Origin of the sequence: Clostridium grantii DSM 8605, from assembly GCF_900129965.1 — a bacterium.
GTDB lineage: Bacteria > Bacillota > Clostridia > Clostridiales > Clostridiaceae > Clostridium_AF > Clostridium_AF grantii.
Genome location: NZ_FQXM01000035.1, coordinates 16,811 through 30,432 on the forward strand (window position 1 = coordinate 16,811; position 13,622 = coordinate 30,432).

Consider the following 13,622-nt stretch of genomic DNA (forward strand, 5'->3'; position numbering starts at 1 on the left):
GAACATAGTGATGACGATTTTGGGGTTATCATGTGTGATACCTTTTATGCTTTTGATTATTTCGTCTTTTTCTTCGGAAGCATCATTAGTTACTAAAGGATATAGTTTATTTCCAAAGGAATTTAGTTTGGAAACATACAGTTATATTTGTAAGAGTATTTCTTCTCTTATGAAAGGATATGGACTTACAATTTTGGTTACAGTAGTTGGTACAATGTCTAGTATTGCACTAACTGTACTTTTTGCATATCCTTTATCCAGAAAAGAACTACCTTTTCGAAACTTTTTTGCATTATTTATTTTCTTTACAATGTTATTTAATGGAGGAATTGTTCCTACTTATTTGATGTATGTAAATACTTTTAGTATTAAGAATACTTTGTGGGCATATATAGTACCAGGTCATTTATTAGGAGCGTTTTATGTTATTATGATGAGATCTTATTTTGCTAGTTCAATTCCTGATTCTTTGGTTGAGGCAGCAAGATTAGATGGTTGTGGGGAATTTAGGATATTAAGAAGTATTATTCTGCCTTTATCCAAACCTATGTTAGCTACTTTAACCTTAATGATTGGGTTAACTTACTGGAATGACTGGGTTAATGGTTTATATTATATTACAGATCCTAGTAAATATACAATACAAATGATACTTAATACAATGCTTATGGACATTAGGTTCTTGTCTACTACAGCAAGTTCACTTGGTGTTGACGTTGGGGATATGAAACTACCAACTGTTGGAATAAGAATGGGTATAGCAGTGGCTGCTGTAATTCCTATTTTAATAATTTATCCTTTTTTGCAAAAATATTTTGTAAAAGGAATTGCTGTAGGTGGAGTAAAAGGATAACTTGTAATTAAAGATATAAATAACATACTAAGAACATATCATTTCAGCTAAGGGTGGTATTTAAAGCAGGATATGCTTTTGAAGGCTACGGGACAATGCAAATCATTGTATCCGTAGTTTATTGTTGTTATATATATATAAAATATAGTAGGGATATACTATTTATTAAGAACTTGTTGTATATTGTAAAAAATAAAACAAGATGGTATTATAAAAATAGTAAATGGGATGAGGGATTTCTATGGCATGGGGTAAAAACAAGAAGAAATTAATTAGCTTGGAAAAACAACTGAGCGTGTTATTTGCCGGGCTATATTTTTCTATATATGTAATTTCAGCATCTTTTTTGATGATAAGCATTATTAAAAGCCAAAAAGAAAAAATAAATTATATTATGGGAAATGTAGATGTTTATGTAAAAACATTGGAAAATGATATTCAAGAAATCGATTCCACTATTTGGCGTATGTACGCTGGAAATAAAGTATATTATGCATTAAGTTTAGAAAAAGATGAAATGAAAAAATATAAATATGTATATGAGTTGAAAGATGATATTGAGTTGATGATAAACACCAGCAAAAGCATTGATGGGGTATTTATATATTATGATAATTATAAAAGTGTAATTTATAAAATGTCAGAAAGCATTGACTCCATTAATAAAGAAATGTTATTGAAGAACAATGAAAGTATAATGAGTAATATTATTAAAGATAATGGCAGTTTAATTCAACACACAAAGGATAAAGATTATTATACCATTTATTATATCAAAGATGGTACGGCAGTTATTGGATTAATTGATATAAATAAAGGTATTGATAATATTGGGGAAGATCAAGAGGGAGAAGTAAAGGGTATTGTAGATGAAGACAAAATTTTTTTTAGCAATGAATCTGAGATGATATTAAACACAGCAGAGTATTCCAATCTAACAGAGGGAATAAGTAGAAAAGGAAATGAAATAATTTATGTAAAAGATGTGGAAGGTACAAATCTAAAGGTATTTTATGCATCAAAAAATTTTATGTTAAAAAGTATGAAAATACATCAATATATTGCTTTGATAGCTCTTTTTTTTAGTATATATCCAGCTTTAAAAATACATCATTTATTAAGCCGACAAATATTACAACCTTTAGCAGATATGACTAAGACCATGCAAGTTCTACAGACGGGGCAATGGGATGTGGAATTTCATGTTGACACAAATTTAGAAGAAATTGAAAATGTAAAAAAAGCACTTATTGTAATGACAAAAGAAATTACTAATTTAAAAATACAAACATATGAAGAAAAAAACAGAAAACAGTATGCTCAGTTACAATATCTGCAGCTACAGTTAAATCCTCACTTTTACATAAACTGTTTAAAATTGATTCAAGCAAGACTACAACTTGGATACAATAGAAATGTAGAAAATTTTTTAATTGAATTGTCATTTCATTTTAGATATTTGATGAAAAAAGCTACGGAGTTTGTAAAAGTAGAAGAGGAAATGAAATTCGTGTATAATTATCTAGAAATGACCAAGGAGCTTTTTTCGGGAAGTGTAGCTAGTTACGTTTTTGTGGATGAAGATGCAAAAGAAAAGAAAATTCCAATGCTAGCAATTCAAACCTTTGTGGAAAATGCCATAAAATATGCTAGAAAAGATTTGGAACAGGAAATGCAGCTAACAATCAAGATTACCCATATGAAAGTGGAAGAGGGAGAATTCTTAAACATAGTGGTAAAAGACAATGGTATAGGTTATCCACAGTCAGTTTTAAATGGGCTAAATCAGATAGAGGAAGGGAAAGAATCAGAGCAAATTGGAATTTCCAATTTACAAAAGCGAATTGAGCTTCTTTATAAAAAGGATTATAACTGGTATTTTTATAATCAAAATGGTGCAATATCAGAATTAGTGCTGCCATGTGTATTAGGTGAAGAAGCTAATATAGATAGCATAAATAGTAAAAATAAATAAAAAATTATAAATAAATAGGGTACAAGCAATGTTTCTAGATTGAATAAAATAGAAAGGTTGGAATAAAAATGAAGGTGTTAATGGTTGATGATCAAAGGGTTGTTTTGGAAGGACTAAAAGAACTAATTTCTTGGGGGCATATTGGTGTAGAAAGTCTATATCTTGCAGAAAGTGCTGCTGAAGCAAAGGTAATTGCAAAGGAAACACACATTGACATTTTGATTACAGATATAGAAATGCCAGTTGAAAGCGGTATCCAGCTTATGAACTGGTTTAGAAAAAAATATCCTGAAATTCCCTGTATATTTCTAACATCTCATGCTGATTTCTCATATGTAAAGGAAGCTATAAGAAATCATGGATTTGATTACGTTCTGCAACCAGCAAAACCCGATGAAATTGAGGGTGTAATTAAGCGTTGTATAGAGTATTTGGAGAAGGATAGAGAAATGCGTAACCTTGCTCAGAAAGGAATTAGTTATGATGATACACATGAAAAGGTAGTAGAAGGGCTGGCCGAAAATATATTTGAAGGTTCGGAAGAAGATTTATTTTTGCAGGAAAAGTGGGAAAAGGAAGTTAATAGAGAGTGTATTTATAAATGGTATCTTCCAGTGTTAATTACCTTAGAGAATAATAATCGCATTGATATTAAGAAATTACTAACAAAGTTCATAGAAGGGAAATATCCATTTGTTTGTACAGAGGGTAGAAAGACGATAAATTATTGGCGCTATGGATTAATAATTTGTGGAATTGGAGATAATCCACAAGAAAAATTTATTCATACACTTTTTTCTGAATTATATAATTATTTATCTTCAAATTATAAAGTTAAGGTCATGATTTATGTGGGAAATACAGCATGCATGAATTTATTGGATATGGTAGCACAGTTAAAGAAAAGTTGTGAGAATAATGTGTTTTTAAATACAGGAGTGGTTCTAGTAAAAGAAAAAAGAAATGCTCTTAAGTTACGTATGCCGGATAAAGAAGAATGGAAACAGTGGATGTTGAACGGTGATGGACAATTGATTCAGAATGAAATCAAAAACTTATTGGAAAATGCCGAACAAGTGAATAAATTAACTTTAGATTATACTAAAAAAATATATGCTTTGTTTGTGGATGTGTGGATTATTTGTTGTTATTTAAAAAATGTTAATGGTAGGGAATGGTTTGATGAAAGTTATCAATATGAAGAGTTTCAACAGGCATTCCATACTGTACAAGCCATTAATGAAGCGGTAGAATTTATTATAAATAGGTTTAATAAAGTTTTAGAACAGGATTCAAAGGATAAATCGGAAATATCAAGTGGAGAGCGAATCAAATTAATCTGTTCTTATATTAATGAAAATCTAGAGAAAAATATTTTGCGTTCTGAAGTTTCTTCAATGGTTTACTTAAGTGAAGATTATTTTTCAAAGGTGTTTAAATTGGAAACAGGGTATGGATTCAAGGAATATATATTGATGCAAAAAATTCAATATTGTAAAAAATTGTTAAATGAAACAAACTATCCTGTTGGAGTTATTGCAGGAAAAGTTGGATATGATAATTTCTCGAATTTTTCACAGATTTTTAAAAAATTTACCGGCAAAACCCCTCATGAATATAGAAGCGAAAATTAGCACATATATTAAAAAAATGAAGTCTTTTGTGAAATTATAAAGTGAAATTTAAGTGTACTATTTATACTTATTGAAAAGGTGATAATATGAATTTTATAGAATTAGATAAACAGTTAAGACAATTAGATGAGGAAGAAAAACTTTTCAAAGAATTGTCAGATAAAAGTAGTAAAAATTTTATAGAAAGTACAATAAGAAAAGTATACTCTATAAGTAGAAGTGAAGAAAAATGGATAATAAATAGTAGTAAGCTTATGAAAGAAAATGAAAACTTCTCTATTCATAAGCATAAGAGGTTTGTAAGCTTCGGGGAACACAAACATGATTATATAGAACTTATATACGTTTATAGCGGAGAAATAAATCAAAGAATAAGTGGAAAAGAAATTAAGATAAAAAAAGGTGAGTTATGCATATTAGATATGAATGTTGTTCATTCAATTGAAATGGCAAGTGAAGACGATATAGCCATAAATATTATTATGACTGGGGATTTTTTTAATAGTATGTTTATGAGTTTTTTATCTGAAAATGATATAATGTCAAAATTCATAATAAAGACTTTTTACCATAAAAAAGAAAATAGTCAGTTTTTGATGTTTAATTCAAGTAAAAATGAATTAGTTCAAATAATTATGAAAAGATTATTGTGGGAATATTATAATAAAAAAGTATCATATGAGCCGGCTATTCATGCATATATTTTACTTTTATTTACTGAGTTTTTAAGGGAATATAAAGAAACTATGGGTAACACAAAGGCTAATGATTTAAATGAAGTTGTTATTAAAGAGGTAAATAAATATTTATTAAAAAACTATAAAGATGCAGATTTGAAATCAACAGCAGAATTTTTTCATTTTAATCCAGATTATCTTAGTAAATTTATAAAGAATTCTACTGGCAAGAGTTTTACCACATTATTGCAAGATATAAAGTTAAAAGAAAGTTGTAATCTTCTTAAAAATTCAAGTTTTACAATTCAAGAAATTATGCAATATGTAGGATATAGCAATTTAAGTTACTTTTATAAATTATTCAAGAAAAAATTTAATGTTACTCCTGTAGAATACAGAAATAAAAATTGATAAAAAAGTTTTCAGCTTGCGGAAGGCTTTTTTAATTATCTAGAACTATCACTATATTTTTTGCTATATTTTTTGGGAGATAACTTAACTAATTTTTTGAAAGTTTTATAAAAATTAGAATAGTCTTCAAAACCACTGGAATAACAAACCTCAGTCATAGACTTACCTTGCATAATCAACTTTTTTGCATTTTGTATTCTTTTAGATTGTATGTATTCAACAATAGTGAATCCTGTAGCTTCTTTAAATAAATGAGACATGTAAAATTTATCAATAAATAAGGATTCACATAAAATATCTAAACTTATTTTATTTTTATAATTGTCTTCGATAAATGTAAGAACTTTTGTCACTCTATTATCAATATTTTTCAATGTTTTTAGAGAATTAGTATTTGCTATATAAATTTCATCTAAACAAATTAATAATTGAATCATATAACTATACATTAATAGATTATTTTTTGCATCCCCTTTTTTATAGCAATCTCCAATAGAATCAAAATAAGATAGTATAGGGGTATTTTTATGTAAAGATAAACTTATTTTATTACCTTTCCCAGCTACTCTTCTAGTAAAAATTTTTAAAGGATTATATTCGGCATCTAATATTTGTGAAAAAAATTGTGGCTTAAATTGTATGAATCTTCTTTCATAAGGATCGCTATTAATTACTTGAGGGCGATGCACTTCTAAATCAGTAGTAATAATAATATCTCCTTTAGAAAGTTCATACATGCTACCTTCTACAAAATACTTAATATTATTAGAAAGGGCCATAAATATTTCATAAGAATCGTTTAAATGATTATCTACTTTACAGCTTTCGCTTTTAGAATAGATATAAAAAATATTATTTGGATTGGTGTTTATATTTACCATAGATTTACTCAATATTATCATTCCTTTAATCTCAATAGTAACAATTTAATAACTGAATTTGTTATCATAAATATATTTAGGTGGTGATAGTACCTTTATTATATCGCAATATTTGCAATATAAAAAGCAATAATGACAAATCAGTTTCAACAAATTGTTTTTATAATAAACATATAAGAAAAAAATCAATTAAAGAATTTATATAGGGAGCCTAGTTCAACTATTAATAATTTAAAAGCATAGAGAAAAATAAAAATAAATTTTAAAATAGCAGCACAAATGGTTACACTTATGGATTATATGACAATACTAGAGGATATGAGAGAAACATTCAAAAGAGTTAGGAATATGGGATATACGGCTATTCAAATGTCTGAAATTAGTTTATCATAATCATGATTTTGAGTTCTAAAAATATGATGGAAAACAGGTATGGATATTCTTTTTGAAAGTTTTGATCATAGATACGTACAATTTGAATTAGATACATATTGGGTTCAACAAGGAGGTTGTACTCCACAAGATTGGATTCCAAAAGTTGATGGGCGTATGGGTGTAGTTCATTTTAAAGATTACTATTAGAATAAAATCCAGTAGTGATTTTTATTTTACTTAATCATATATTATATGTATAATAAGTTAAATAAATAAACAGCTTTTCTAGTTTTTTATTAATAAAATAGGGGTGTTAGTATGAAACAAAATAGAAAATCTTTGTTTGGTAAATGGTTTTTAACTTATCTAGTTTTTATAGTTATATCAATAGCATTTATTTTGCAGATTTATTCTGTTTATAGTAGCAATATGAAAAAATCTCTTGATAAGTTAAATAAATCTTATTTATCTCAAGTTAAAAGATCCTTGGATGAACAATTAAAGAATTTAGATATAACAGCTTATACAATAGGATTAAATAAAAATATTTATACTATCTTAAATTATAATCCTCAAAGAGAACGTGAAGATTTTCCACAAATAACATATAACATTATAGAGAATATGATATTGTATAACAATACTAACACTTTCACAAAAGAGATTTATCTTTATGCCATTGAAGGAAATCTTATTTTATCTAATAGTGCATTGTATAAAGAGGACATGCTAGATGTATTTGCTCAATCCGTATTTAATATAAATTCTGATAAATTTAAAGAATTAATGGGGGAAAAATATAAAAGAGAAATAATTCCGTTGAATGTATTAACGGGAATGGCGGAACATAAGAATAGACTGGTATATTTAAAAAGCATTCCTTTTAGTGCTAATAAGCAATTGGGAACAGTCATAATGGAATTAGATTATAAAAAGTTTTATGAGCAATTCGAGAAAGATGTTTTTTTGGATGAAGGATCATTTTTTATTGTTGATAGTAGAAATGTCTTGATATATTCAAAAGGAATTGATGGATTGCCAGTACAAATGAAATATGACGATATTAAGGAAGATGAAATTGAGCAGATAAAAATTAATGGGGAAAAAATGGTTGTTTATGCCACTAAATCACAAGCGTTTGACTGGAAATATGTAAGGATTATTAATGAAAGTGAATATTATAAAGAATCAAATAAAATTAAAGATGTTTTTATTATTATGATTTTAATATTTGCTTTAGTAAGTATGTTTCTTGCTTACATTATTACGGTAAAACTACATAAACCCATAAAAGTGTTAGTTAAAAAGCTAAAGTCTCCTGAAAATGATAATATAGGAAATGAATACGACTTTATTGAAAAAACAATACAAAAAAATAAAGAGTTCCAAGAAAAGATGGAAAAACAATTAAGCAAGCAAGAAAATGTACTTAAAAATCTTACTTTGACAAAATGGTTAAGAGGAAATTATGAAACAGAAGAGATTATTTATGATTTATTAAGTGAATATAAAGTGAATTTTTATGGTGAGAGTCATCAAGTTATTATTATTAAAATTAATGGATTTGTTGATATTGAAGAAGAAAATCCAAAAAAAATGGATATTGAATTGGCTAGGGATATTATTGTTAATGTGTTTAAAGATAGCACTAAAGAATATTTTAGTATAAATATAGTAAAAATTGATAAATTGATAGCATGTATATGTCATTTTACAAAAGAAGAAAAGAAAACACAAATATACTTAATGGAGGTACTAAGTAAAAGTTGGAATTCCATTCATGACAAATATGGTATAGATTTGACTATGAGTTTAAGTAATGTACATAATAATTTGATGGGGGTGTCACAAGGATATAACGAAGCATTGGAAGCGCTCACATATAATCACTTGTTGGGAAATGTTGCTTTTATAGAGTATAAAGATATTTTAAAATCCAAGAAAAATTATTGCTATAGTATTGAAAATGAATATAAATTAACCAATCTAGTAAAACTAGGAAAATCTGATGAAGCAATTATATTAGTTCAGGGTGTAATTAAAGAACATACAAATGAAAATTTTATTGCAGTAGAATATATTAAATGTCTTATGTTTGATTTGATGGGTTCAGTTTTAAAAGCAGTTACAAGTGAAAAAGCTGTAAAGCATATGGAAAGCATTCTTCCTATTAAAAGATTGATGAAAGCTGAAGATATTGAAGCTATGGAGACGGTTATAATTAATGTGATAAAACAAATATGTGAGTTTTTATCACAGGAGAATGAAGAAAAGAACAATGAAAATATTAGCAATAAAATCAAAGAGTATATTGAAAAAAATTATGGTAACATGGATCTTAATGTTTCTTTAATTGCAGATGTTTATGAAATGTCTCCTTCTTATATATCTAAGCTATATAAGGAGGAAGTAGGAGATTCAATTCTAAATTATGTAAATAAAGTGAGGATGGAAGCTTCTAAAAAATTATTGGTGAGAACAAGTGATAATATTAATGTCATTTCTGAAAAAGTTGGATATTCTCATAGCAATGTGTTTATACGTATGTTTAAAAAGTATTATGGATTAACTCCAGGACAGTACAGGCAATTGAAGGATAATTAAAATAATATGGTAATTTAAAGTTGATAACAAATCAATTTTAAATTACCATTATTTTTTGAAACAATTCTATTTTTTTGTACAATAATAGAAATTCAAGAAATTGTCCATGATTTCATAAAAGAAGTATGGCTTGGTTAGAGTTTTGTTCATCGTTTTCATAATTGTATATTTACAACAGGTGAAGGATTCGTATATGATTATCCTGTGACCGGCACAAAATAAAAATAGTATTTCAAAAAAATACAGGGGGTTTTGTAATGAATAAGAAAATAATATCATGTTCATTAGCAATTTTATTATTACTTAGTGTAACAGCATGTGGAACAAAAAATGAGAGTAAAAATAATGAAGAAAGTATTGACACAACTGAAACAACAACTACAACATACCCAATTCAAGATGCGCCAGAACTAACATATAGAATGATTGGGCCAGATTCAACAGCAACGGATAAGGATTTAGGAACTACACCATATGGTGAAACTGTTAAAAAATTATCAGGGGCTAATTACAAATATATTCATCCAGTAAAAGGACAAGAAAAAGAACAGATGAACTTAATGGTTGCATCAGGAGAGTTTCCAGATATCGTAGAGTACAATTTCTTGACTGATTATTTGGGAGGACCTGAGAAAGCTATTAGTGATGGTGTTATTGTAGATTTAACAGAATTGATACCAAAATACGCACCAAATTTAATGAAGTATCTAGAAGCAAATCCTGAAGTGATGAAAATGGTAAAAACAGATACAGGCAAGATATATAATTTTCCGTTAATTAGAGGCGATGAACAACTATTGACTTTTTTCGGACCTATTGTTAATAAAGCTATGCTAGATAAGTATAATCTTCAGGAACCTGAAACTATGGATGAGTGGTACACTATGTTAAAAACTTTCAAAGAAAACGGTGTCAAATCTCCATTATCCTTTGATCCTAAGCAGCTTACTACTGATAAAGGAAGTCTTTTTATTGGAGCTTATGGTATAGCAAAAGATTTTTACCTAGATGAGAATAAAGAAATCAAGTTTGGATCTATTCAACCAGAATATAAAGAGTTTTTAGCAGAATTTAAAAAATGGTATGAAGAAGGATTGATTGATGCAGATATAGCTTCATTAGATGGAACTCAAATTACAGCTAAAATGTTGTCTGAACAATCAGGAGCTTCTATGGGTCCTAGAGGAGGTACTTTAGGTGGATGGAGAGATTCTACACAAGGGGATGAAAATTTTAATTTCATTGGAGTGAAGTATCCAACATTAGTCAAAGGTGAAAAACCTAAATTTGCTCAAAAAACTTTTGCAGTTCAAGGAAATGGAGCTTGTATTACAACTTCTTGTAAAGATGTTATAACAGCAATTCGTTTACTTGATTGGAATTACTCAGAAGAAGGAACCATGGTGAATAACTTTGGTGTAGAGGGTGAATCTTATAATATGGTGGATGGATATCCTGTATTAACAGACCTTATTTTAAAGAATCCTAATGGTTTATCAGCTTTTGCAGCTTCTACATTATATTTGCGTGGAACCTATTATGGTCCATTTATTATGGATCAACGTTTATATGAACAATATGGGGCAACTTACAAGGAACAAAAAGAGGCTAATGAAAAATGGACTTACTCAGATGTTGCAAAGTATCAATTGCCACAAGTAACTCCTTTGGCTGAAGAAAGTGAAGAATTATCTTCTATTATGTCTGAGATTAATACATATAGAGATGAAATGTTTTATAAATTTATATTTGGGGCAGAAAGTTTAGATAATTATGATAAATATGTAGAAAACATTAAAAATATGAATATAGATCGTGCTACTGAAATATATACATCAGCATTAGAAAGATATAATAAGAGATAGTTATTTGTTGGTACTTAGCGTATTTAAGCGCTAAGTACCGTTTAAAGAAAGGAGTAATTATGCAGGAATTTTGTAAGAAAATAAAATCTGATTTTAAAAATAATAAAAGTTTATATTTAATGATATTACCTGTAATTGTTTTTTTCGTTGTTTTTATGTATGTTCCTATGTATGGAGCAATTATTGCTTTCAAAGACTATTCGCCAATTAAAGGAATAGGTGGAAGTCATTGGGTAGGGATGAAACATTTTGCACGTTTTTTTAGTAGCGTATATTTTTGGAGGGTTTTAAAAAATACATTTCTATTAAGTTTATATTCTCTTATATGGGGATTTCCAGCCCCAATTATTTTGGCATTGCTATTAAATGAAGTTAAAGGTAAACTGTTTAAAAAAACGGTTCAAACAATTACTTATTTGCCACATTTTGTTTCTTTGGTTGTTATTGCAGGTTTAATTAAGAACTTTTCTGGAAGTGATGGGTTAATTAATGATATTATAAGTAGTTTAGGTGGACAAAGAATGCCTTTGTTAGATCAAATAAACTATTTTAGAACAATATTTATTAGTTCAGATATATGGCAGCAAATTGGGTGGAATTCCATAATATATTTAGCAGCACTTTCAGGTGTGGATGAACAGCTCTATGAAGCGGCTAGAATTGACGGAGCTAATAGATGGAAACAGACCATTAATGTAACATTGCCGGCTATAAGTTCTACCATTGTTATATTATTAATTTTGAGATTAGGTAATTTATTAACAATTGGATTTGAAAAAATAATTTTGTTGTACAATCCTGGTATATATGAAGTGGCAGATGTTATATCAACTTATGTTTATAGAACAGGGCTGCTTGAACTGAACTGGAGTTATAGTACTGCAATTGGTTTGTTTAATTCTTTATTGAACTTTATATTACTTATTATGGCCAATAGAATCAGTAAGCGCTTTAGCGAAACAAGTTTATGGTAAGGAGAATATTATGTCAAATAAAATGAAGATATCAACTAGTTATAAGGTATTTACAACAATTAATTATATAGTGTTGGGTATGATATCATTGGTAGCATTATATCCTTTACTTTATGTAGCATTTGCATCTTTTAGTGACGGAAGCGAATTGATGAAACAAAGTGGATTACTGCTTAAGCCAGTAGGAAATTTTAACTTAGAAGCATATAAAGCAGTTTTTAAAAATGGAAATATATTTAGAGGGTATAAAAACACTATTCTATTATTAGTCTTTGGAATTCCATATCAGGTGGTTATGACATCGCTTGCAGCTTATGTATTATCAAGAAAAAATGTTTTGTGGAAAAATGTTATTATGTTTTTCATTATTTTCACTATGTTTTTTCAAGGTGGAATGATCCCTTTTTACCTTGTAATTAAAAATTTACATTTAAGAGATAGTCTATTAGCATTAATACTACCTTTTTCAATAAATGTATATAATATGATTATAATGAGAACATCCTTTGCAGCTATACCGGATTCTCTTGAGGAATCGGCTAAATTAGATGGAGCAAGCCATTGGACAATTCTTTTTAGAATTGTAATACCTTTAAGCAAACCTGTAATTGCAGTAATGTTTTTATATTATGGTGTAGCTACATGGAATGGGTGGTTTTGGCCCTCTTTATTTCTTTCAGATAGAGCTAAATTTCCACTTCAGATTATCTTAAGGGAAATATTATTAAGTAGTGATCCTGGTGCAGCTGGAATATCATCATCAAATGCGGTGGATGCAGTTGGTATAGCTGAAACTGTTAAATATGCAACAATAGTAGTTTCAACACTTCCAATACTATTTGTGTATCCTTTCATACAAAAATATTTTGCAAAGGGTGTTATGATAGGAGCTGTAAAAGGATAAAAATAGTTTTACACTACTTACTTTTGTTCCAAAAAATTTTGAATGATTACATTCAGAACCTAATAATTTAAAAAAAGTAGTATTAGAGGAAAATAATTTACAAAAATGGTATTTTAAGTAATAAACTTAAAATACCATTTAACTAAAAGGGCGGAATTCTTCTATCTTCTATAAATGGGAGATGGATAGCCCTTATTATTTTTGGTTCGATACCAAAAATAATAAATTCTTGATGAATAAGTAAGTGTGGAGTATATATAAATGTAAGTAACAGACTTCTAAAAAACAATTATGGAAATAAATAGAGTCTATAGATACATAGAGTTATTGATTTTTCTGAATTTTGCAGGTGTAACTTGGAAATTTTTTTTGAATAAGTGATAGAAATGGCTTAAATTTTCAAAACCACTTTCCATTGAAATATCTAATATACTCATATTAGTATTAGTTAGTAAATTTTTTGCATATG

The 13,622-nt window shown here is 28.0% G+C and carries 11 protein-coding genes; 9 read left to right on the top strand and 2 right to left on the bottom strand.

Annotated elements, in window-relative coordinates:
• Positions 1-34: 34 nt before the first annotated feature.
• The 4 genes from BUB83_RS19065 to BUB83_RS19080 all read left to right on the top strand — a co-directional run bounded on the left by BUB83_RS19065 (position 35) and on the right by BUB83_RS19080 (position 5,550).
• Positions 35-853, top strand: coding sequence for a carbohydrate ABC transporter permease (locus BUB83_RS19065; protein ID WP_341465358.1), 819 nt, complete (start codon positions 35-37; stop codon positions 851-853).
• A gap of 241 nt (positions 854-1,094) precedes the next feature.
• A complete protein-coding gene (locus BUB83_RS19070; protein WP_073340714.1) occupies positions 1,095-2,828 on the top strand; it encodes a sensor histidine kinase in 1,734 nt (577 codons plus the stop codon).
• Positions 2,829-2,896: 68 nt separating this feature from the next.
• Positions 2,897-4,462 (top strand): response regulator transcription factor, encoded by a 1,566-nt coding sequence (locus BUB83_RS19075; protein WP_073340715.1) that lies wholly within the window; start codon positions 2,897-2,899, stop codon positions 4,460-4,462.
• 86 nt (positions 4,463-4,548) lie between these two features.
• Positions 4,549-5,550 (top strand): AraC family transcriptional regulator, encoded by a 1,002-nt coding sequence (locus BUB83_RS19080; RefSeq protein WP_073340716.1) that lies wholly within the window; start codon positions 4,549-4,551, stop codon positions 5,548-5,550.
• A gap of 35 nt (positions 5,551-5,585) precedes the next feature.
• Here the strand turns inward: BUB83_RS19080 and BUB83_RS19085 are convergent, their stop codons facing one another.
• Entirely contained in the window at positions 5,586-6,452 is an 867-nt protein-coding gene (locus tag BUB83_RS19085; RefSeq protein ID WP_084133690.1) for an AraC family transcriptional regulator, read from the bottom strand.
• 411 nt (positions 6,453-6,863) lie between these two features.
• On the opposite strand from BUB83_RS19085, the gene BUB83_RS22060 reads away from it, so the two are divergent.
• The 5 genes from BUB83_RS22060 (at position 6,864) to BUB83_RS19105 (ending at position 13,153) form a co-directional block, all read left to right on the top strand.
• Positions 6,864-7,013 carry a hypothetical protein gene (locus BUB83_RS22060; RefSeq protein WP_159434117.1) on the top strand — a complete coding sequence of 50 codons (150 nt, stop codon included), beginning with the start codon at positions 6,864-6,866 and terminating at the stop codon, positions 7,011-7,013.
• 111 nt (positions 7,014-7,124) lie between these two features.
• The gene (locus BUB83_RS19090) at positions 7,125-9,410 is read left to right on the top strand and encodes an AraC family transcriptional regulator (RefSeq protein ID WP_073340718.1); all 2,286 of its coding nucleotides are present in this window, start codon (positions 7,125-7,127) and stop codon (positions 9,408-9,410) included.
• Positions 9,411-9,667: 257 nt separating this feature from the next.
• A complete protein-coding gene (locus BUB83_RS19095; protein WP_073340719.1) occupies positions 9,668-11,275 on the top strand; it encodes a type 2 periplasmic-binding domain-containing protein in 1,608 nt (535 codons plus the stop codon).
• Positions 11,276-11,334: 59 nt separating this feature from the next.
• Positions 11,335-12,249, top strand: a complete 915-nt coding sequence (locus BUB83_RS19100) for an ABC transporter permease (protein WP_084133692.1) — start codon at positions 11,335-11,337, stop codon at positions 12,247-12,249.
• Between the two features lie 10 nt (positions 12,250-12,259).
• Positions 12,260-13,153, top strand: coding sequence for a carbohydrate ABC transporter permease (locus tag BUB83_RS19105; protein WP_242950720.1), 894 nt, complete (start codon positions 12,260-12,262; stop codon positions 13,151-13,153).
• 308 nt (positions 13,154-13,461) lie between these two features.
• Here BUB83_RS19105 and BUB83_RS19110 read toward each other — a convergent pair.
• On the bottom strand, positions 13,462-13,622 hold a 161-nt coding region (locus BUB83_RS19110; RefSeq protein WP_143160523.1), incomplete at its 5' end, for a helix-turn-helix domain-containing protein.